The following is a 19665-nucleotide window of genomic DNA, read 5'->3' as shown; positions in this document are numbered from 1 at the left end:
AAACCCCCCGCGCGTCGTCTCGCGCGAGGTTCGTCGGCTCGGAGGTCAGGTCATGCAGCGGTCGTCGCGGTTGACGCCCTTTCGCTCAGGATGGTGTGCAGTTCGTCCAGGCAGGTCCCGCAGCCTTCGCCCGCGCCGCAGCGGTCGCTGATCGCGTCGACCGTGTACGCGCCCGCATCGCAGTGCGCATGGACCTCGTCCACGGTGACGGCGCGGCATATGCAAACGAACATCTCGGAAACTCACCTTCGTGCCTGGATTAGGCAATGCTTACATATCTTAGGGTGTCCGCACAAGGGTTGCCTTACCTTTTTTTGACGTCGTTCGAGTGGCGCGATCACGGCCAATGGGCTGTCGGACAGCCGCCGTAGCATGTGGCCCCGTGCCACTCACGATCTCCACGGTGAACGTCAACGGAATCCGCGCAGCGGTCAAACATCGGTCGGAGGCCAACCCGCGGCCTGCTGCCCTGGCTCGACACATCTGGACCGGATGTGGTCCTGCTGCAGGAGGTCCGCGCGAGCGAGGAACTCGCCCGCGACGCGCTGGCGCCGGTGCTCGACACCGGATGGCATCTGACGATGAGCGAGTCCTCGGTGAAGGGCCACGCGGGCGTCGGTGTGCTGACACGTAGCGCGCCGTCGGCGGTGCGCGTCGGATTCGGGAGCGCGGAGTTCGACGACCTCGGCCGCTATCTCGAAGTCGACGTCGACACCGACCTGGGACCGCTGACCGCGGGAAGCCTGTACCTGCCCAAGGGTGCCGCGCTCTCCGACGCCGAGAAGGACATCGCCAAGCACGACGAGAAGGTCCGTTTCATGCGCGAGTTCGGCGCGTACCTGGATCGGTTGGTCCGTCGACGCCGCCACGTCGTCGTGGGTGGCGACTGGAACATCGCGCCCGCCGAAGCCGACATCAAGAACTGGAAGGGCAATCTCAAGAGCCCCGGCTTCCTACCGCACGAACGGGCCTGGGTGGCCGACCTGCTCGCCGCCGGGTGGCGCGACGTCACGCGCGAACTCTTCCCCGACGACGCCGGGCCCTACTCGTGGTGGTCGTGGCGCGGTAAGGCCTTCGACAACGATTCGGGATGGCGAATCGACTATCAGCTCACCAACAAGATGCTGGCCGGCCGGGCGACCAAGGCCGAGGTGGAACGTGCCGCCGCCTACGACCTCCGCTGGTCCGACCACGCCCCGGTCACCGTGCGGTATGAGTGACCGGGTCTGACAAACTGGGCGTCATGACCAGCGACGTAGAGCGCAACGGAGACCCCACGGCCGAGTCGATGCCGACCCGTCCGCGTGTGCTGTCCGGTATCCAGCCGACGAGTGACTCCTTCCACCTCGGGAACTATCTCGGTGCGGTCCGGCAGTGGGTGGCGTTGCAGGACGACTTCGAGGCCTTCTACTTCATCCCGGACATGCACGCACTCACGGTGCCGTTCGACCCGAAGGTCCTCGCCGAACGCACCCGCCTGAGCGTCGCGCAATTGCTTGCCGTCGGTGTGGACCCCGAGCGGTCGACGATCTATGTGCAGTCCCACATCCCCGAGATCGCCCAGCTGACGTGGGTCCTGTCGTGCATCACCGGTTTCGGCGAGGCCAGCCGGATGACCCAGTTCAAGGACAAGTCGGCCAAGCAGGGCGTCGACGCGGCGGGCGTCGGCCTGTTCACCTACCCCATCCTGATGGCCGCGGACATCCTCGCCTTTCAGGTCGATCGGGTTCCGGTCGGGGAGGACCAACGGCAGCATCTCGAACTCACCCGAGACCTGGCCCAGCGATTCAACTCCCGGTTCGGCAAGGTGCTGAAGGTGCCCCAGGCGCACATCGTCGCCGAGTTCGCCAAGATCTACGACCTGCAGAACCCGACGGCCAAGATGAGCAAATCCGCCGAGACCGACAAGGGTCTGATCAACCTGCTCGACGATCCGAAACGTTCGGCGAAGAAGATCCGGTCGGCTGTCACCGACACCGGATCGGAGATCCGGTTCGATGTCGTCGAGAAGCCCGGTGTCTCCAACCTGCTGACCATCCAGTCGGCCCTGTCCGGTGTCGGCGTCGACGATCTGGTCGCCAAATACGAGGGCAAGGGATACGGCGACCTGAAGGTCGACACCGCGGAGGTGCTGACCGAGTTCGTCACCCCGCTGCGCGGGCGGGTCGAGGAGTATCTGTCCGACCCGGCCGAACTCGACGCCATCCTGGCTCGGGGCGCGGCCCGCGCGCGTGCCATCGCCTCCGAGACGCTGGCGTCGGTCTATGACAAGGTGGGGTTCCTGGCGCCTGGCCGGTGAGACCGCATCCGCCGGACGCCGTCCCGCGATCCGACCAGGAAGGCCATCCATGACCTCCGCGCGAGACTCGGCGAGATCACCGGTGGACACGGCGAAATCAGCTGTGGACAAAGGGATGTCGACCGTCGACAAGGGCAAGTCGGCCTTCGCCGCGGCGCGGGAGAAGTGGCCCGCCGTCGAGCACCTGGTGCAGACCGTCGAACGCTACAACGACCGGCGCGGAAACGTGTATGCGGCGGCCATCAGCTTCAACGGCATCCTCGCGCTCGTCCCGATCATCATGGTGGTGTTCTCGGTCGCCGCGTTCGTGTTGGCGAATCAACCACAGCTGCTCGAGGACCTGCAACAGGCGGTGGTCGACGCCGCGCCCGGCAAGATGGGCGAGCAGCTCAGTGAGGTCATCGATTCGGCGATCTCCTCCCGCGCCGCGGTCGGGATCGTCGGTCTGATCGGTGCCGCCTTCACCGGGATCGGGTGGATCTCCGGCGTCCGGGTCGCCTTCACCGAGATGTACGGGGGCCGCGTCGACCGCAACCCCGTGCTGTCGAAGGTGTGGGATCTCCTCACGTTCGCATTGCTGGGCATGGCCTTCGCCGTGACGATGGCGCTGACGACGCTGGGCAACAGCGGGCTCACCACCACGATGCTGTCCTGGGTGGGCCTCGACGACGCGTCATGGGCCCCGGTCGTGGTGCGGGCCGTCGCCATCGTCGTGTCGGTGTTCGCCAGCTGGCTGCTCTTCACCTTCGTGCTGGCGCGGCTACCGCTGGTGCCGCTGCCCATGACGCACGCCATGAAGGCCGGACTGGTCATCGCGATCGCGTTCGAGCTGATGAAATCCCTTGGCGGGCTGTATCTCCAATCGGTCCTGGGCTCGCCGGCCGGGGTGGCGTTCGGTCCGATCTTCGGTGTGTTCGTCTTCGCGTACCTCGCGTCGCGGATCGTGCTGTATGCCACCGCGTGGTGCGCGACCGACCCCATCAACAGCAAGTACCAGGTCGTGGAAGAGCCGGACGCGGAACTGCACCGGCCGGTCCAGATCTCGCCGACGGTCGAGGTGAGCCCGGCGCCCCGGCCCGGCGCCCTCGCGGCCGCCGTCGGACTGGGCGCAGTCGCGGCCGCGCTGATCGGAGCCCTTCGGCGGCGTTGACCTCCGGCGCTGGTCGTCTGATCAGCGGCGTCCGGAGAGCTTCAACCCGATGAGCAGGAGGATGACCGCCGCGAGTGCGGCCACGAGCCCGATGAGGATCTGGACCGAGGTCGACGACGCCTGGTCGGAACCTGTTGCGACGGCGCGGTTCTCGGTCTGCGTCGGCGCTGGTGTCGAGGACGGTCCGGACGCGGCCGACGGCTCGACGAGGCGGCCCACCGAGATGGCGGGGTCGGTTCGGAATCCGTAGTCGAACATCGCCTTCGCCTGGTCCCAGTACGGATCCCCGTCGACGGACAGGCCGAACATCTGCACGATGATCACCGTCCGGCCGTCGCGTTCGGCGGCACCCACGAACGTCTTCCGTGCGTCGTCGGTGTAACCGGTCTTGCCGCCGAGCATTCCTGGATACCCATCGACGAGGAGGCGGTTGGTGCTGTACATGTCGTAGGGCGGATGATCCTTGTCGCCGGGCACATCTGGACGCCGCGGGTAGCCCGGGAAGCGGAACGTGGGCATCGCGATGATCTCGCGAAAGGTCGGCTCGGTCATCGCGGCCCGGAACAGCAGCGCCAGATCGTAGGGCGAGGAGGACATCCCGGCGGCGTCCAGTCCGGACGGGCTGGCAGCACGCGTGTCCGTCGCGCCCAGGTGCGCGGCCCGGTCATTCATCTTCTCGAGTGTCGCGTCGACGCCCCCGAGCTGACGCGCGAGCGCATGCGCGCAGTCGTTGCCGGACACCAACAACAGTCCGGTGAGCACGTCGCGAACGGTGTAGACACCACCGGGCCCCATGCCGCATGAGTCGCCTTCGGTGCTCCAGTCCTCGACGGTGGGCACGATCGGCGCCGCGAGGTCGAGTTCGTCGAGGACGACGAGTGCGAGCAGCACCTTGATCGTCGACGCGGGCCGGTAACGGCCGTGGGGATCCTTGGCGGCGATGACCTGTCCGGACTCGAGATCGGCGATCAACCAACCCGCGGAGGTCAGCCGTGGCGGAACGGGACCCGCCGACGGATCGGCGACGACCCCGCAACCGGCGAGATCGGCACCCCCGACGGCGGGAGAGGGAACCGGAAGGGGAGCGGGGGTCGTCGAACCCGGTGCGACGACCTCGGATTCGTCGACGGCCGGAGGCGTGGCGACTTTGTGCGGGCAGTGATCGGTGACCGGCGTGGTGATCGCCGGAGGCGGTACGGTCGGCAGCGGGACGGCCACGGCCGGCGCTGCGCGGAAGACGAGGCCGAGCACTCCGACGGTCAGTACGGCGACGAGCGCGCACGCGGTACGACGAGTCCACGTCGGGGTCATCGGCCGCACGTTACCAGCGGGGCCGTGCGCTGCCGACGACATCCTGCAACCAGCGCCGCATCACCGCTTCCGCCGTCGGCACGGTCACTTTCTCCGCGGCCGCGGCGTCGATCGGGAAGCGGTCGGTGGCCGACTCACCCAGGACCTCGGCCACCGCGGACCGTGATTCCGGGTGTGACAGCCATCCCCTGACGAGATCGCCGCCGGCTTCGAGGTGGAACTGCACTCCGTAGCAGTTGTCCACGCGGAACAACTGATTGACGCAGGCGTCGGAGTACGCGAGCAGGGTGGCCCCGGGTGGCAGGGTGAACGTGTCGAAATGCCACTGGACGGTGTCGATGTCGCGTGGTGCGGGTGCGGTGACCGCCCCGCCCCACACCGGGTCGGCCATCCCTGCCTCGTTGAGACGCACCCGGCGTACACCGAGTTCCGGTGTGTCGCTCGTGTGCACCTTGCCACCGAGAGCCGCTGCCAGCATCTGCGCGCCCAGACAGACACCCCAGATGGGCACACCGCGTTCACGGGCTCGGCGGAGCAGGTCGATCTCGTCGGCGATCCACGGGATGCGGTCCGCGTCACCGACTCCCATCGCTCCGCCGAGAACGAGGATGGCGTCGAAATCCGCGGGATCGACGGTCGCGGGTTCGCGCCAGATCCGCAGGGTGGTCGTCTCGGTGATCGCGTGCAGGGCGGGTCCGTAGGCGCCGGGTGGTTCGGACTCCGCGTGCCGGATCTCCAAGACCCGCAACCGCTCCCGCGGGCGCTCGGCCGGCTGTGTTCTGGTGCTCATGACGAGTGCAAGAGTACGGTCTCGGTGGCGATTCCTCTCGCCGACGCGGGGTCGGAACCCACGCCGGGCTGCGTCAACCGGAATGACATGAACTCGTCGGACGGGACCCGTGCGCGGTGTGGTCGGCGACCCGTTCACCGTCGACCGTGATCTCACACCGGGCGAACCGTCCGCCGGACTGGAACAGCGCGTCGACCGGCGCCTCGCCCGTGGCCCGCGTGTACACCAACGACGCCTTGAACTTGCCGTCTGGATCTCGTTGCGACAGCGGCACTTCGGACTGTGTGCGGAGTCTTCCGTCTGCGTCCGTCCACGCTGCGGCGCCGTTGTGCTCGTGGTCGGAGATCAGCGTGATCGTGATGCGTTGCGTGTCGGTGGTGGGTGCTGCCGCGGCCGGTGCGAACACCAGGAGGCACGCGAGCGCACTCACCGCGAGTGTCAGCAGCAGCCGGAACAGAAGGGCGCGGGCCATGAAGTACTCCGTTCGATGGGCGATCACCGGTCCGGCGACGGGCCGGGTTCCTCGGTCTTCCTTCGACGCATCGGACGGCATATCGGTTCCATCGGGCTGCCGAGTGGCAGCGAAGGCGAGGTCTCCCTGTCAGCTGATCGTCAGCGGCAGCGTGGTGAAACGACGGACGAGAACCCCGGGCTCCCACGCCGTCTGCGTCAGATCGACCCGGAAGGCAGTCGCGGAGCGCAGCAGATGCTCGACCGCGAGGCGCGCCTGTAAGCGTGCCAGTGTCGCTCCGACACACAGGTGCAGGCCCTTGCCGAACGCCAGGTGCGACCTCCGGGCCGCCGGATCGAGATCGATCGCGCCGGGATCGTCGAAATGCGCGGGATCCCGATTGGCGGCACCCCACATGAGGAACACATGTGACCCCGCCGGCAAGGCGGTGTCGCCCAGCGTGGTGTCGGCGACCACATGCCGGAAATGCCCACGAAACGGGGTCTCGAGCCGAAGGGCCTCCTCCACGAACACCGGGATGAGCCCGGGGTCGCTGCGTAACCGTTCGACGACGTCGGGATGGCGGTCCAACAGCCAGACGACACTGTTGAGCAGGCTCGTGGTCGACTCGGCCCCGGCGGCGACCAGCTGGAACAGGATCATCACCGCGGTCTCGTGATCGAGACTGCCCTCGGCGACGCGGCGTGCCACCTCGACCAGCGCGGTCGGTCCGCTCGCTTCGCTCCCGGCGCCGGTGTCATTCGGCCCGCTCGCTCCGCTTCCGGCGCCGGTGCCGGTGTCTGCGTTGCTCATCGCCGCCGACAGATAAGCCGTCAGCTCACCGACCGCCGCGGTTGCCGTCGTCAGCTGGTCCGGCGTGATGACGCCGTCGATCAGGACGTTCGTGGCGATCGCCCACCGGGTCAGCGTGGCACGGTCGGCCACCGGCAATCCGATCACCGCGGTGGCGACCTCCATCGGAATCCGTTGCGCGACAGCGCTCACCCAGTCGATCCGGCCACCACGGAGATCGTCGGCCCATGCCTCCGTGATGCATCGACGAATGGTCGGTTCGAGCTCGCGGATGCGTGCCGGAGACACCGACCGCATGGCGAGCTTCCGATGATCGCGGTGCCGGGCCCCGTCGGCGGTGGCCAGGACGTGCATCGCGTCGCCCAGGCCGGCGACCGGGAACTCCGAGACCGTGCCGTCGCCGTGCCACACCATCGTGGCGGTCAGGTTCGACGAGAAGTCCTCGGGGCGTCGGACCGCGTCGGCGATCAGGTCCCAGGAGCCGACGGCGAAGAACGATGACTCCCCGATCCGCTGCACGGGCGAACCGGTGTGCAGACGCGAGTAGAAGGTCGTGGGGTCGGCGGTGGTGTCCATGGAGTCCAGCGTGGGCGACCCCGGGCCGTCGATGCACGCATATCCCCGAAGTCGAGATCGGTGAGAAGTCACGACACCATCCGGTGTCTCAGGCTAGCCTCGTGAACAGCTGGAACGTCCTTCATCGACAAGATGGTTCGTCTCACCATGAGAACGGGGGAGCGATGGCCCGGGACTGGCTGGTCGACGGAGACCGGCACGATGCTGCACGCGAGCGTCTGATCGCGCACGCGGCGGCCCTGATCGCACGCCGTGGCCTCGACGGGTTCGACCTCGACGAGCTCGGTCGTCGGGCGCACTGTTCGAGGGCGACGATCTACCGCCATGCCGGCGGTCGGGCCGCACTGATCGAGTCCGTGCTGGCCACCACGTCGGCACCGGTGCTCGCCGCCATCCGTGCGACCGTCGCGGATCTCACCGGGCCCGATCGCGCCCGGACGGCGATCATCGAGACCCTGCGCGCACTACGCGGCGACCGGGTCATCCGGCAGTTCCTCCGGCCCGACAACCTCATCGACGCGACGCCGACCGTCCTGTCGTCTCCCGCGGTGCACGCGGTGGCCGCCGATCTGGTCGGCGTCGATCCCGATGGTCCGGCGGATGCACGGTTCCTCATCCGTTCCGTTCTCGCCCTGCTGCTCTGGCCCGCCGAACCCGAGGAGGAGGCGCGGAGCGCGGAATCGATCGTCGCCGGCATCTTCCGTCGGGACCCCGGGACCGACGACGACGGCCCGCACCCCTGAGGGTGCGGGCCGTTGCCGGGCTGCAGAGAAAGTTCGAATCGGCTAGCGCGAGAACATGAGTGCGCGCTTGACCTCCGAGATCGCCTGGGTGACCTGAATGCCACGCGGGCACGCGTCGGTGCAGTTGAACGTGGTGCGGCAACGCCACACGCCGTCGACGTCGTTGAGGATGTCGAGTCGCTCGACGGCCCCCTCGTCGCGGCTGTCGAAGATGAACCGGTGCGCGTTGACGATCGCGGCGGGACCGAAGTACGAACCCTCGGTCCAGAAGACCGGGCAGCTCGTCGTACAGCAGGCGCACAGGATGCACTTGGTGGTGTCGTCGAACCGGGCGCGGTCGGCCTGGCTCTGGATGCGTTCGCGGGTCGGCTCGTTGCCCGAGGTGATCAGGAACGGCTTGATCGCGCGGAACGCGTCGAAGAACGGTTCCATGTCGACCACGAGATCCTTCTCCACCGGCAGGCCGCGGATCGGCTCGATGGTGATCGTGATCTCCTTGGACTTGTCCTTCGGGAGCATGTCCTTCATCAGCAGCTTGCAGGCGAGACGGTTGACGCCGTTGATCCGCATCGCGTCCGACCCGCACACGCCGTGGGCGCAACTACGACGGAACGTGAGCGTCCCGTCCAGGTAGCCCTTCACGTACAGGAGCAGGTTGAGCAGGCGGTCGGTCGGCAGCGCCGGGACGCGGAAGCTCTCGAAGCCCTGGGCGTCGGGATTCTCCGGGTTGAAGCGGAAGATCTTGAGCGTCACCATGGTGGCCTCGTCGGGCACCGGAGGCAACGGCGGATCGTCGGAAGACGGTGCGGGCTTGTCCAGAACAGATGTCATCAGTACTTACGCTCCATCGGCTCGTAGCGGGTTTCCACGACCGGCTTGTACTCCAACTCGATGTCTGAAAGGAGGTCCGTGCCCTTTTTGTAGGCCATGGTGTGCCGCTTGTAGTTGACGTCGTCACGATCCGGGTAGTCCTCGCGTGCGTGACCGCCGCGCGACTCCTTGCGGTTCAGGGCTCCGGCCACCGTCACCTCCGCCATCTCCAGCAGGAAGCCGAGTTCGATGGCCTCGAGGAGATCGCTGTTGAAGCGCTTGCCCTTGTCATGGACTCGAATGTGGGCGTAGCGCTCCTTGAACCGGTGGATGTCGGTCAGGGCCTGCTTGAGGGTCTCCTCGGTGCGGAACACCGAGGCGTTCGCGTCCATCGAGGCCTGCAGCTCGGTACGGATGTCGGCGACGCGCTCGTGTCCGTGGTCGCTGAGCAGCAGCTCGAGCCACGAGTCGACCATCTCGGTGGGCGTCTCGGGAAGCTCGGCGAACTCGGCCGAGTTCGCGTAGTCCGCGGCCGCGATCCCCGCGCGTCGTCCGAAGACGTTGATGTCGAGCAGTGAGTTGGTGCCCAGCCGGTTGGCTCCGTGGACCGACACGCACGCACACTCGCCGGCGGCGTACAGGCCGTGGACGACCTCGTCGTTGTTGCGCAGCACCTGACCGTTGATGTTGGTCGGTATGCCGCCCATGACGTAGTGACAGGTGGGGAACACCGGCACGTACTCGGTGACCGGGTCGACGCCGAGGTAGGTACGGGCGAACTCGGTAATGTCGGGGAGCTTCTCGTTGAGGACGTCCTCGCCGAGGTGGGTCACGTCGATGTAGACGTAGTCCTTGTTCGGCCCGGCGCCGCGACCTTCGAGTACCTCGAGCACCATCGACCGGGCCACGATGTCGCGCGGCGCGAGGTCCTTGATGGTGGGGGCGTAGCGCTCCATGAAACGCTCGCCGTCGGCGTTGCGCAGGATGCCGCCCTCACCGCGGACCGCCTCCGAGATGAGGATGCCGAGCCCCGCGAGACCCGTCGGATGGAACTGGTGGAACTCCATGTCCTCGAGCGGCAGGCCCTTGCGGAAGATGATGCCCATGCCGTCGCCGGTCAGCGTGTGCGCGTTCGAGGTCGTCTTGTACATACGGCCCGAGCCGCCGGTGGCGAACACGATCGACTTGGCGTGGAAGACGTGGATCTCGCCGGTCGCGAGCTCGTAGGCGACGACACCGGTCGCGACCTGCTCGCCCTTCTCGTTCTCCGTGAGGCAGATGTCGAGGGCGTAGAACTCGTTGAAGAACTCGACGTCGTGCTTGACGCAGTTCTGGTAGAGCGTCTGCAGGATCATGTGGCCGGTGCGGTCGGCGGCGTAGCAGGCCCGCCGGACCGGGGACTTGCCGTGATCGCGGGTGTGGCCGCCGAAGCGCCGCTGATCGATCTTGCCCTCGGGCGTCCGGTTGAAGGGCAGGCCCATCTTCTCGAGATCGAGCACCGCGTCGATGGCCTCCTTGGCCATGATCTCGACGGCGTCCTGATCGGCGAGGTAGTCACCACCCTTGACGGTGTCGAAGGTGTGCCACTCCCAGTTGTCTTCCTCGACGTTGGCGAGTGCCGCACACATGCCGCCCTGGGCCGCGCCGGTGTGGCTGCGGGTCGGGTACAGCTTGGTCAGCACCGCGGTGCGAGCACGAGGGGCGGCTTCGATCGCCGCGCGCATGCCTGCGCCGCCGGCGCCCACGATGACGACGTCGTAGCGATGTTCCTGCATGTTGTGGGTCTCCTCTAGCCGACGCTGTTGACGTCGAAGGTCAGGAGGGCGTAGGTGCCCATCGTGAGGACGAGGATCATCGACACGGCGAGCAGCACGTTCAGCCAGAAACGGGTCGAGTCCTTGCGGGAGTAGTCGGCGATGACGGTGCGCACACCGTTGCCGCCGTGCAGCTGGGCCAGCCACAGCATGGTGAGGTCCCAGATCTGCCAGAAGGGTGAGCTCCAGCGCGCGGCGACGAACGAGGAGTCGATGCGGTGCACGCCGCCGTCCCAGGCCAGCATGATGAACATGTGGCCGATCGTCAGGACGACGAGCAGCAGCCCGGAGAACCGCATGAACAGCCACGCGTTCTTCTCGAAGTTGCCGCCCTTGGGCTTGCGGGGCGAGCGCGGGTTGTCCAGGCTCGCGGGACGGTCGTGCTGAGTACCGAGGGTCTTGGCGACACCGGTGGCTTCCGAGGTGGTCATCTCTGGTGTCTCCTACAGGTGGCTGAACATGATCTGCAGCAGGCGGACCGTGCCGGCACCGAAGACGATGACGAACAGGGTCATGGCCACCCACAGCATCTGTCGCTGGTACTTGGGTCCCTTGGACCAGAAGTCCACGAGGATCAGGCGCACACCGTTGAAGGCGTGGAACAGGACGCACGCGACCAGGGCGATCTCCATGAGACCGATGATCGGCGTCTTGTAGGTCTCGATGATCTCGTCGTACTGATTGGGGTCGACTCGGATGACCGCGGTGTCGAGCACGTGTACGAAGAGGAAGAAGAAGATCGTGACGCCGGTGATGCGGTGCAGGACCCACGACCACATGCCGGGATCGCCGCGATAAAGAGATCGTCTGCGCACCGGGTCGGGTGCGACTTCGGTCGAGGTGCTCATCGGGAAAGTGGCCTCCAACATCGTCGATGGACGCGTCGAATCGGCATGCTCCGACTCGACCATGGACCCATACGAAGAGACTCTAAACCCATGCACATTCCGGTGGTAAATTGCCCGAACCGATCTGGGCGACAAGACATTACGACTTAGGTTTGCCTTACCCAAGCTTTGCGGTGATGAAATCCGGATGAACGGCCGATGACGCCGGGCGACAGGAGATCCACGTGGTAACAGAAATCGATTGGGATGTGTTGCGGGACAAGGCCAGATCGATGATCGGTCGTGCTTACGCACCCTACTCCCGGTACCCGGTGGGCGCCGCCGGGATCACAGCCGAGGGCCGTGTCGTCGCCGGTTGCAATGTGGAAAATGTCTCATATGGCCTGGGTATCTGCGCCGAGGTCGCGCTGGTCGCGGCCCTGGTGAACGGGGGCGGGCGGGCGCTGCGGGCGGTCAGCGTCTGCGACGCCCGCGGGGCGGTTCTGATGCCGTGCGGACGGTGCCGACAGGTCCTTCTCGAACACGGCGGGCGCGAGCTCCTCGTCGACCATCCCGGTGGTCCCCGGATGCTGTCGGAGCTGCTTCCCGATGCCTTCGGACCCGACGATCTCGAGGCGGTCCGTTCATGACGGTCGACGCCCGGGAGATCATCCACGCGGTGTCGGTGATCGCCACCAAGCGCGGCGGGCACGAACTCGCTGACGCGCAGATCGCGTGGATGGTCGACGGCTACACCCGCGGCGAGGTGGCGCCGGAACAGATGTCGGCATTGCTGATGGCCATATATCTGCGCGGGATGAACCGCCGGGAGATCGCGTCCTGGACGCACGCGATGATCGACAGCGGGCGCCGGATGGACCTGTCCGGTCTGCAGCGGGACGGGCGGCCGCTGGCCACCGTGGACAAACACTCCACCGGCGGCGTCGGGGACAAGATCACCCTCCCGCTCACGCCGCTCGTCGCGTCGTTCGGCGTCGCGGTGCCGCAGCTGTCCGGTCGGGGGCTCGGTCACACCGGGGGGACGCTCGACAAGCTGGAGTCCATCCCGGGGTGGCGGGCGGAGGTGAGCACGTCCGACATGCTCGACCAGCTCGAGCGGGTCGGTGCGGTCATCTGTGCCGCGGGCGCCGACCTGGCGCCGGCCGACCGCAAGCTCTATGCCCTGCGCGATGTCACGGGCACGGTCGAGTCCATTCCGCTGCTGGCGTCGTCGATCATGAGCAAGAAGATCGCCGAGGGCACCGGTGCGCTGGTCCTCGACGTCAAAACCGGGTCGGGTGCCTTCCTGCCCGATGAGGACGATGCGCGCGAACTGGCGTCGACCATGGTCGAACTCGGTCACGACGCCGGCGTCGACACCCGTGCGGTCATCACCGATATGGGCACACCGCTCGGACTCGCGATCGGCAACGCCGTGGAGGTGGCCGAGTCGGTGGAGGTACTCGCCGGCGGCGGACCCGCCGACGTCGTCGAACTGACCCTGGCCCTCGCCCGGGAGATGCTCGACGCCGCCGGGCTCGTCGACGCCGACCCCGCAACCCATCTCGCCGACGGCCGGGCGATGGACACGTGGCGGGCGATGATCGCGGCGCAAGGTGGCGACCCCGATGCGCCCCTGCCGACGGCGCGCCACCACGACACCGTGACCGCGTCGGGCGACGGCATCGTCACCGAGATGGACGCGCGCGCGGTCGGCGACGCCGCGTGGCGCCTCGGCGGCGGCCGATCGAAGCCGGGGGAGGCGGTCGCGGCAGAGGCGGGAGTGACCATCCATGCGAAGCCCGGTGATCGTGTCCGAGCCGGTCAACCGTTGTTCACCCTGCACACGCAGGATGAGGACCGGATCCCCGGCGCCCGCTCCTGCCTGGCCGGGGCGACGACCGTGGGGCCCGACTCCGCCGAACACGCGGGCGGCGCGCGCACCCGTCCACTGATCATCGACCGCGTTAGGTTTCCATCATGACGACGCTGACCCCGGCGAACATCTCCCTCGCCCCGAAGGTGCTCCTCCACGACCACCTCGACGGCGGACTCCGGCCCGCGACGGTCCTCGAGTTGGCCCACGAGGTGGGATACGACGGCCTCCCGGCGGATGAGAACGGCAGGCAGATCGATGACGCCGAGACGCTCGGGCAGTGGTTCCGACGTGCGGCCGACAGCGGCTCGCTCGAGCGCTACCTCGAGACCTTCTCGCATACGGTCGCGGTGATGCAGACCGTCGGCGGGTTGGAACGCGTCGCGCGCGAGTGCGTGGAGGACCTCGCCGCCGACGGGGTCGTGTACGCCGAGGTGCGTTATGCGCCCGAACAGCATCTCGAAGGTGGGCTGACCCTCGACGAGGTCGTCGAGGCGGTGCTGCGGGGCTTCGCCGAGGGCGAGGCGGTCGCGGCCGAGCGGGGCCGGACGATCACCGTGCGGTGCCTGGTCACCGCGATGCGCCACGCCGCCCGGTCACGCGAGATCGCCGAACTCGCGGTCCGCTACCGGGACCGGGGTGTCGTCGGTTTCGACATCGCCGGCGCCGAGGCTGGGCATCCGCCGACCCGCCACCTCGACGCCTTCGAGTACATGCGGGCCAACTGTGCGCCCTTCACCATCCACGCCGGCGAGGCATTCGGGCTGCCGTCGATCCACGAGGCCATCGGCTTCTGCGGGACGGACCGGCTGGGTCACGGCGTCCGCGTCTTCGACGACATCGAACTCCCGGAGGGGGTCGATCTCGCTGCGCACTCGTTCGCGGGTGCGCGGCTGGGCCAGGTGGCGAACATCGTGCGGGACAAGCGGATTCCGCTGGAGCTGTGCCCGAGTTCGAATGTGCAGACCGGGGCGGTCGGTTCACTCGCCGAGCATCCGTTCAACGTGTTGGCGCGCCTACGGTTCCGGGTGACGGTGAACACCGACAACCGATTGATGTCCGACACCACCATGAGCAAGGAATTCGGCCTGCTCGCCGATCGGTTCGGCTACGGCTGGGCGGATTTCGAACGGTTCACGGTGAACGCGATGAAGTCGGCGTTCATCCACTTCGACGAGCGGCTGGCGTTCATCGACGACGTGATCAAGCCCGGCTACGCGGTGCTGCTCGGCTGAGCAGCACCGTCGCGGCCGGTTATGGCGGAGAGGACTGCGCCCGTCAGCCCTTCTTCGTGAGCCGGGCCTCGAAGTCGTGCTCGAGCGCGCGCCACGCCTCGGCCTCGTTGTCGAACGGACCGCTGGGCGCCATGCGCTTGGGGTCGGGGTTGACGGTGTAGTCGACGAACCATCCCAGCGGAGTGGTGGCGCCGAGGGCCTCGGAGACCGTGTTGTCACCGGCGTAGTCGGCTGCGTCGGTGAAGAGTTCGACGGCGAGGTCGAGCTGGTCGCGATCCATTCGGCGGGGGCCGTCGGCGATGTCGTCGGCGAGACCCGGCAGGACGTAGACGTTGTCGTCGATGACGTCGAACTCGAGGGATCCGTTGGTCGCCTCGGTGCGGACCTCGTCGAACGTGGACAGGTCGGCGAGGTCATGCGTGTTGTCGTCGGCGAGGAACCGCGAGAGCGAGCGCGCCGAGGTGAACACGAAGATCTTGCCCTTGGTGCCGAGGAACACCGGGTCGTCTCCGAGGTAACACCGCAGTGTCAGGTACTCGTTCGCGCTGGTGACGATCTTGATCGGGTCGATGCCGACCGACGCCCAGAAATCGTCGTCGTCGTAGTCGTCCTCGTCCTCCTCGTCCGTGTCCTCTTCGAGGTCATCGTCGTCGGCGGCGTCCGAGGACTCGGAGTCGGGGGCACCGACGATCTCGATGTCATCGTCGGTCGGCTCGTCCTCGTCCTCGGCGGACGCGGCGGCCTCGAGTTCGGCCTCGGCGGTCTCGACGGCCTTGGCGTCCACCTTCGGTGTGCTGATGACACCGTCGATGGCATCGAGCACGTCATCCCAGTGCTTGGCGATGAGCCGGCCGATGCGCACCCAGAGGTCGGTGCCCTCGCGGCCGTCGAAGTTGCGTGTGCCGGTGGTGACGGCGCCCAGGATCGGGTTGCCGTTGAAGAACTTGGTGACCGGTGTCAATTCGCAGACCTCACCGAGGATGCGGACGATCTCGAGTGCGTCTTCGAGTTCGGCGATGACCTCGGCGGTGGGGTCCTCCGCGGCGAGCTCGGGTACGCCGACGAGGTCGTAGCTGTGGCGCCCGTCGGGGACCAGTTCATCGGCCTGCAGGCCGACCACGGTCGACCACGCCGGGTGCTCGACGAGATCGTTGTCCTCGTTGGTGCGGATGAACGCGGCGAGCTCGGCGACAGAGGGCAGGACGTACAGGTCCTCGTCCAGTCCGAGGAAGGCCTCCCATTCGTCATCGCCCTCACGCCAGCGGGGTGCCCACAGGGTGAAGCTGTTTCCGTCGGTGAGTCCGAGCTCAATCGGGACGATGTCTCCGGCCATGGGGACACAGCCTAGCGATTGTCGGCGGCGGATCCAGTAGTGCCCCCACAGACGGTCGGTGGTGTGCCGACGACATTTCGATGAACTCCTGACTCGCCCACGGGTGCGACCATCGGCGCGGCTCTCATCGTGGACGGAAGAATCCTTCGAATGCCTGGTCGAGGTTCGAGGTGCGCACCGGCGAGACGCCCACGGGGTCACCGGCTTCGATCATTTGACCATTGCCGATGTACATCGCCACGTGGCCGGACCACACCGCGAGGTCTCCGGGCTGCAGCTGCGCCTGGGACACCTGATACCCGGCGGTGTCCTGCTCCTGGGCGAGGCGGGGGAGTTCGAGCCCGGCCTGCCGGTAGGCCCACTGTGTGAAGCCGCTGCAGTCGAATCCGTCGGGCGTCGTCCCGCCCCAGACATAGGGCACCCCGCGTTGACTCAGCGCGGCCCGCACCGCGGTCGCCGCGCGTTCGTTCGGAGCGTGGGCGACCGAGCCGTCGGGCAGCGTGATGGGGACGCCGCCGGGCGTGGGGACGGGCGACAGTCTGGCGGCGTCGCCGCCTGCGACTCCGACCATCTCGGCCGGCGCCGTGCGGCGGGCCAGGGCGGCCATCGCCTCGGTGTCGGAGCCGAGCTCGGCGCGAGCACGTCCGATGATCTCCACGCCGCGGCTCAGATGCTCGACGGCGACCGGCAGGACCGCGAGAAGGACTGCCGGAGTGGCCAGTCCGCCGTTGAGGCCGCGGACATGCCGTTCCAGGGAGTCCACGAGGCCGTTCAGAGCGGTCGACGCCGTGTGGACGGTACGGCCGGCGCTCTCGACGAGCCGGCCGAACTCCGCGGCGCACTCGGTGAGTTCGGTGAGTCGGCGCTGGTTCGCCGCGGTGGCGGCTGCGGCTCCGGCGGCCCCGGCTCCGTCCCACCGCGTGAGGACGGACTCGGCGGCCGACGTCGACCGTTGGCGCACCGACTCGACGGTGCCCCCAACGGTTCGGACCTGCTCGGCGGGGTTGCCCGGTGCCAGGATGCCGGTCCCCAGCGCGGCGATCAGTTGCCGCAGTGGCTCGATGAGGAGTTCGACGGGGATCACAGCGTCAGCTCACCGGTCGTCGCGATCCGGTCGGCGGCGGCGCAGTCGCAGTCGGCGTAGGACGTTGCGGCCGAGTTCGTCGTGAGTGCAACGCGTTCCTCGCGCGCCGTCGCGGCCTCGATGGTGCGACGATGCAGGTCGAGGAACTCGACGACGGCGGTGAGGAACTCGATGCCGATGAGACCGAAGGTGATGGCGAGTTCGACCACGGCGGCGTCGTCGCTGCCGGTCCCGCCCTCGAGCATCCGGGCGTTGGTGCGGTGTGCGCCGGAGAACTCGTGCAGCGCAGACGGATCGGCGAACAGTCGGCCACCGGTGTCCGGGCCTGGCCGGGTGGGTGCGGGATAGGGGTGAGGGGAGGACGGGCTCATGGGTTTTCGACGCGGCGCGGCCCCGTTGGGTTCCATCAAATTCTCGCGGCGACCCAGACCGGCGTGGTGGAGCTCGCCCAAGCGGCACGCGAGCGCCGGGGAGGAAATAGGGTGTCGGCATGGAGTCCCTGATCGTCGACCATCCCCTCGCAGCCGCGCGTCTGACCACGATGCGCGACGAGACCACCGACAACGCCGGATTCCGGGCTGCGCTGTCTGACCTCACCCAGATGCTGATCTACGAGGCGCTTGCCGGTGCGCCGCGCGCCGACGTCGCGATCAACACGCCGATGACCGCGCACACGGGATCGAGGCTGGCATCCCCGCCTCTCCTGGTCCCGGTCCTGCGGGCCGGACTCGGCATGGTCGAGCAGGCGCACGCGATGGTGCCCGAGGCGCATGTCGGTTTCGTGGGCCTCGCCCGCGACGAGGAGACCGCACAACCCGTGCCGTACCTGGAGTCGCTGCCGGAGGACCTGTCGGGACGGCCGGTGTTCGTCCTCGACCCCATGCTCGCCACCGGCGGCTCCATGCTCCACACCATCGAGTTGCTGGTCGCCCGCAATGCCACCGACATCACCGCCGTGTGTGTCGTCGCCGCACCTGAAGGGGTTGCGGCGCTGGAGAATTCCGGTCACCCGTGCCGGCTCGTCGTGGCTGCCGTGGACGACGGGCTCAACGAGGTCAACTACATCGTGCCCGGTCTCGGTGACGCGGGCGACCGGCAGTTCGGTCCGAGGTATTCGTGAGTATGGCTGAACCTCGCGCGGCACGTCGCTGAGACAAGCCACACGTCGTCATTCAAGGGCCCTCATGACCCGCCCTGATGTTCTTTTCGCCGAACGCTGCCGTCTGGTACTGGCAGGATGCTTCGTCGATCACCGATCACGGACGGCCGCTGCGGTGGGCCGCCGGACGGTTTGAATGCTCGAGCGACGGCCGAGAAACGGGCCGACGGCTACCGCGTTCACGGCGAAGCCGGCATGACAGATCGCTCCAGCCGCCCCACCCGTCACCCAACGAGCCCCGGTGCGACGTGAACGTCGAATCATCAAGCTACGCCTATCTCCCCGCCGGGACGCAGCTCCTATTGCCACGCATCTACTGCTGCGAGATCGATCGTCAAGGCGGTGCTGCGCCGATATGGGATGCCACTGTTGCGACACCTCGCCCAGGCCATCGCGCTGCCGGTACGCCGAACCCCGCCGCGGCGCTTAGATCACGGCGCTCCCGGAGGCCGCCATATCGTCGACGACCACACTCGGTTGCGTACTCCGAGATCCTCACCGACGAACGCACAGAGACCGATACGCAATTCTGGGGCCGGGCACGCCCTTCTTCCACGCGCACGGCATCACGAACAACAGTTTGTTGGCCGACTACGGCGGCAGTTGCCGCCCAGGGCTTTCCGCGCATGCCCTCGGCCCTGAGATCGCGCACCAGAGACCCGTCTGTACCGGCCACAGACCACAACAGAGTTGAACGCTTCCACCGGTTGCTCGCCTCGGAAAGGGCCTTCGCGAGGTCCACACCACTGAAGCCGCCCGAGCGGCGACCTACGACGACTGGCTGCACGACTACGAAAACCACCGAATCCACACCGGTATCGGCGGATTCGCCCGAACGCCTACGCGTTCACAACTTCACCGGGGCTATAGCGAATCCGCGGCAAGAACACCGTTGGAAGAACGAATTCCGAAACGGGTGTGACTGAAGTTCACCACTGTCATCGATCCACGCTCTGCAACGCACAGTGGACGAAAAGCACTGCACAGTAATTGGTTTCGTAACTTCCGGGCTTGTGGAGTTTTCTCGTAATCGAATGGGTGGGGCTCTTCTGACCCTGAAGTGGGCTACTTTTAGCGAGCCTAATGCACGCAACGCCCAGTCTCGCTTAGGTTTTGACTTGCGAAGAAAAAGACCTAGAGGAGTGGGCGTTGCGCACTGTCAGAGTACTGCAGAAGTTGCTTGGAATCGAGCGTGCCCGTGTCGTGGGTGTCAGGTTCGATGAGGATGATCGCGGGCACGTCATGGTGGCGACACTAGAACTGCACAAGAACGCACGATCACGGTGTCCGCAGTGCAAGAAGCGCTGCCCGGGTTACGATCAGCCGCCGGCACCGCGGTTGTGGCGGCATCTGGATATGGGCGGCTGGCGGTGTTTCCTCGAGCTGCCCGCGAC

20 protein-coding genes and 2 pseudogenes are annotated in these 19665 nt (G+C 67.3%); 10 read left to right on the top strand and 12 right to left on the bottom strand.

Annotated features, from left to right (window positions below):
- Nucleotides 1-50 precede the first annotated feature (50 nt).
- A complete protein-coding gene (locus FFS52_RS06425; RefSeq protein ID WP_058250667.1) occupies nt 51-233 on the bottom strand; it encodes a (2Fe-2S)-binding protein in 183 nt (60 codons plus the stop codon).
- Between the two features lie 149 nt (nt 234-382).
- Here FFS52_RS06425 and FFS52_RS06420 point away from each other — a divergent pair.
- From FFS52_RS06420 to FFS52_RS06410, 3 genes and pseudogenes are all read left to right on the top strand, one after another.
- Nucleotides 383-1220, top strand: a pseudogene (locus FFS52_RS06420) (exodeoxyribonuclease III).
- Nucleotides 1221-1243: 23 nt separating this feature from the next.
- Entirely contained in the window at nt 1244-2299 is a 1056-nt protein-coding gene (trpS, locus tag FFS52_RS06415) for a tryptophan--tRNA ligase (RefSeq protein WP_137809211.1), read from the top strand.
- A gap of 49 nt (nt 2300-2348) precedes the next feature.
- Complete coding sequence (locus FFS52_RS06410; RefSeq protein ID WP_065630712.1) at nt 2349-3449, top strand: YhjD/YihY/BrkB family envelope integrity protein; 1101 nt, start codon at nt 2349-2351, stop codon at nt 3447-3449.
- A 21-nt stretch (nt 3450-3470) separates the two neighbouring features.
- Here FFS52_RS06410 and FFS52_RS06405 read toward each other — a convergent pair whose 3' ends face one another.
- From FFS52_RS06405 to FFS52_RS06390, 4 genes are all read right to left on the bottom strand, one after another.
- Entirely contained in the window at nt 3471-4760 is a 1290-nt protein-coding gene (locus FFS52_RS06405; protein WP_065630751.1) for a D-alanyl-D-alanine carboxypeptidase family protein, read from the bottom strand.
- A gap of 10 nt (nt 4761-4770) precedes the next feature.
- Nucleotides 4771-5550: a type 1 glutamine amidotransferase gene (locus tag FFS52_RS06400; RefSeq protein ID WP_137809210.1), complete on the bottom strand. Its 780-nt coding sequence runs from the start codon at nt 5548-5550 to the stop codon at nt 4771-4773.
- Nucleotides 5551-5623: 73 nt separating this feature from the next.
- Nucleotides 5624-6103, bottom strand: coding sequence for a hypothetical protein (locus FFS52_RS06395; protein WP_249356238.1), 480 nt, complete (start codon nt 6101-6103; stop codon nt 5624-5626).
- A gap of 48 nt (nt 6104-6151) precedes the next feature.
- The gene (locus FFS52_RS06390; protein ID WP_137809209.1) at nt 6152-7390 is read right to left on the bottom strand and encodes a cytochrome P450; all 1239 of its coding nucleotides are present in this window, start codon (nt 7388-7390) and stop codon (nt 6152-6154) included.
- A 164-nt stretch (nt 7391-7554) separates the two neighbouring features.
- Between FFS52_RS06390 and FFS52_RS06385 the strand changes: the two genes are divergently transcribed.
- Nucleotides 7555-8133 (top strand): TetR family transcriptional regulator, encoded by a 579-nt coding sequence (locus tag FFS52_RS06385; RefSeq protein ID WP_137809208.1) that lies wholly within the window; start codon nt 7555-7557, stop codon nt 8131-8133.
- A 42-nt stretch (nt 8134-8175) separates the two neighbouring features.
- On the opposite strand, the gene FFS52_RS06380 is transcribed toward FFS52_RS06385, so the two are convergent.
- Genes FFS52_RS06380 through sdhC form a run of 4 tightly spaced genes read right to left on the bottom strand, consistent with a single transcriptional unit; the run spans nt 8176 to nt 11605 of the window.
- Nucleotides 8176-8964 (bottom strand): succinate dehydrogenase iron-sulfur subunit, encoded by a 789-nt coding sequence (locus FFS52_RS06380; RefSeq protein ID WP_058250661.1) that lies wholly within the window; start codon nt 8962-8964, stop codon nt 8176-8178.
- Nucleotides 8964-10718: a succinate dehydrogenase flavoprotein subunit gene (sdhA, locus tag FFS52_RS06375; protein WP_058250660.1), complete on the bottom strand. Its 1755-nt coding sequence runs from the start codon at nt 10716-10718 to the stop codon at nt 8964-8966. Before sdhA ends, FFS52_RS06380 begins: the two co-directional genes overlap by 1 nt.
- 14 nt (nt 10719-10732) lie before the next feature.
- Nucleotides 10733-11188: a succinate dehydrogenase hydrophobic membrane anchor subunit gene (locus FFS52_RS06370; RefSeq protein ID WP_058250659.1), complete on the bottom strand. Its 456-nt coding sequence runs from the start codon at nt 11186-11188 to the stop codon at nt 10733-10735.
- 12 nt (nt 11189-11200) lie between these two features.
- Nucleotides 11201-11605 carry a succinate dehydrogenase, cytochrome b556 subunit gene (gene sdhC / locus FFS52_RS06365; protein ID WP_058250873.1) on the bottom strand — a complete coding sequence of 135 codons (405 nt, stop codon included), beginning with the start codon at nt 11603-11605 and terminating at the stop codon, nt 11201-11203.
- Nucleotides 11606-11829: 224 nt separating this feature from the next.
- Between sdhC and FFS52_RS06360 the strand changes: the two genes are divergently transcribed.
- The 3 genes from FFS52_RS06360 to FFS52_RS06350 are packed head-to-tail and all read left to right on the top strand — an operon-like array spanning nt 11830 to nt 14695.
- On the top strand, nt 11830-12234 hold the full coding sequence (locus FFS52_RS06360; RefSeq protein WP_137809207.1) for a cytidine deaminase: 405 nt from the start codon (nt 11830-11832) through the stop codon (nt 12232-12234).
- Nucleotides 12231-13568, top strand: coding sequence for a thymidine phosphorylase (locus tag FFS52_RS06355; RefSeq protein ID WP_137809206.1), 1338 nt, complete (start codon nt 12231-12233; stop codon nt 13566-13568). Before FFS52_RS06360 ends, FFS52_RS06355 begins: the two co-directional genes overlap by 4 nt.
- A complete protein-coding gene (locus tag FFS52_RS06350) occupies nt 13565-14695 on the top strand; it encodes an adenosine deaminase (RefSeq protein WP_068971758.1) in 1131 nt (376 codons plus the stop codon). Before FFS52_RS06355 ends, FFS52_RS06350 begins: the two co-directional genes overlap by 4 nt.
- A 43-nt stretch (nt 14696-14738) precedes the next feature.
- Here FFS52_RS06350 and FFS52_RS06345 read toward each other — a convergent pair whose 3' ends face one another.
- The 3 genes from FFS52_RS06345 to FFS52_RS06335 all read right to left on the bottom strand — a co-directional run bounded on the left by FFS52_RS06345 (nt 14739) and on the right by FFS52_RS06335 (nt 17483).
- Entirely contained in the window at nt 14739-16028 is a 1290-nt protein-coding gene (locus FFS52_RS06345) for a primosomal protein (RefSeq protein ID WP_137809205.1), read from the bottom strand.
- Nucleotides 16029-16152: 124 nt separating this feature from the next.
- Nucleotides 16153-17112 carry a C40 family peptidase gene (locus tag FFS52_RS06340; RefSeq protein WP_137809204.1) on the bottom strand — a complete coding sequence of 320 codons (960 nt, stop codon included), beginning with the start codon at nt 17110-17112 and terminating at the stop codon, nt 16153-16155.
- The gene (locus FFS52_RS06335) at nt 17109-17483 is read right to left on the bottom strand and encodes a type VII secretion target (RefSeq protein ID WP_137809203.1); all 375 of its coding nucleotides are present in this window, start codon (nt 17481-17483) and stop codon (nt 17109-17111) included. The genes FFS52_RS06340 and FFS52_RS06335 overlap by 4 nt, the downstream gene beginning before the upstream one ends.
- Before the next feature lie 119 nt (nt 17484-17602).
- Between FFS52_RS06335 and upp the strand changes: the two genes are divergently transcribed.
- From upp to FFS52_RS06320, 3 genes and pseudogenes are all read left to right on the top strand, one after another.
- Nucleotides 17603-18232 (top strand): uracil phosphoribosyltransferase, encoded by a 630-nt coding sequence (upp, locus tag FFS52_RS06330; RefSeq protein WP_058250653.1) that lies wholly within the window; start codon nt 17603-17605, stop codon nt 18230-18232.
- A 64-nt stretch (nt 18233-18296) separates the two neighbouring features.
- Nucleotides 18297-19197, top strand: a pseudogene (locus FFS52_RS06325) (leucine zipper domain-containing protein).
- A gap of 316 nt (nt 19198-19513) precedes the next feature.
- Nucleotides 19514-19665, top strand: a 152-nt coding sequence (locus FFS52_RS06320; RefSeq protein WP_249358706.1) for a transposase family protein, incomplete at its 3' end; no start/stop codon positions are given.

The sequence above is a fragment of the Gordonia sp. ALPHA1B1 genome (genome assembly GCF_005502615.1).
Classification (GTDB): Bacteria; Actinomycetota; Actinomycetes; order Mycobacteriales; family Mycobacteriaceae; genus Gordonia; species Gordonia hongkongensis.
The sequence above is the reverse complement of the archived record's forward strand: the minus strand, read 5'-3'. Positions and strand labels throughout refer to the sequence as shown.

Coding starts and splice junctions, on each gene's coding strand:
- FFS52_RS06425 (WP_058250667.1), bottom strand. CDS start 233: ATGTTCGTTTGCATATGCCGCGCCGTCACCGTGGACGAGGTCCATGCG.
- trpS (WP_137809211.1), top strand. CDS start 1,244: ATGACCAGCGACGTAGAGCGCAACGGAGACCCCACGGCCGAGTCGATG.
- FFS52_RS06410 (WP_065630712.1), top strand. CDS start 2,349: ATGACCTCCGCGCGAGACTCGGCGAGATCACCGGTGGACACGGCGAAA.
- FFS52_RS06405 (WP_065630751.1), bottom strand. CDS start 4,760: ATGACCCCGACGTGGACTCGTCGTACCGCGTGCGCGCTCGTCGCCGTA.
- FFS52_RS06400 (WP_137809210.1), bottom strand. CDS start 5,550: ATGAGCACCAGAACACAGCCGGCCGAGCGCCCGCGGGAGCGGTTGCGG.
- FFS52_RS06395 (WP_249356238.1), bottom strand. CDS start 6,103: ATGCCGTCCGATGCGTCGAAGGAAGACCGAGGAACCCGGCCCGTCGCC.
- FFS52_RS06390 (WP_137809209.1), bottom strand. CDS start 7,390: ATGGACACCACCGCCGACCCCACGACCTTCTACTCGCGTCTGCACACC.
- FFS52_RS06385 (WP_137809208.1), top strand. CDS start 7,555: ATGGCCCGGGACTGGCTGGTCGACGGAGACCGGCACGATGCTGCACGC.
- FFS52_RS06380 (WP_058250661.1), bottom strand. CDS start 8,964: ATGACATCTGTTCTGGACAAGCCCGCACCGTCTTCCGACGATCCGCCG.
- sdhA (WP_058250660.1), bottom strand. CDS start 10,718: ATGCAGGAACATCGCTACGACGTCGTCATCGTGGGCGCCGGCGGCGCA.
- FFS52_RS06370 (WP_058250659.1), bottom strand. CDS start 11,188: ATGACCACCTCGGAAGCCACCGGTGTCGCCAAGACCCTCGGTACTCAG.
- sdhC (WP_058250873.1), bottom strand. CDS start 11,605: ATGAGCACCTCGACCGAAGTCGCACCCGACCCGGTGCGCAGACGATCT.
- FFS52_RS06355 (WP_137809206.1), top strand. CDS start 12,231: ATGACGGTCGACGCCCGGGAGATCATCCACGCGGTGTCGGTGATCGCC.
- FFS52_RS06350 (WP_068971758.1), top strand. CDS start 13,565: ATGACGACGCTGACCCCGGCGAACATCTCCCTCGCCCCGAAGGTGCTC.
- FFS52_RS06345 (WP_137809205.1), bottom strand. CDS start 16,028: ATGGCCGGAGACATCGTCCCGATTGAGCTCGGACTCACCGACGGAAAC.
- FFS52_RS06335 (WP_137809203.1), bottom strand. CDS start 17,483: ATGAGCCCGTCCTCCCCTCACCCCTATCCCGCACCCACCCGGCCAGGC.
- upp (WP_058250653.1), top strand. CDS start 17,603: ATGGAGTCCCTGATCGTCGACCATCCCCTCGCAGCCGCGCGTCTGACC.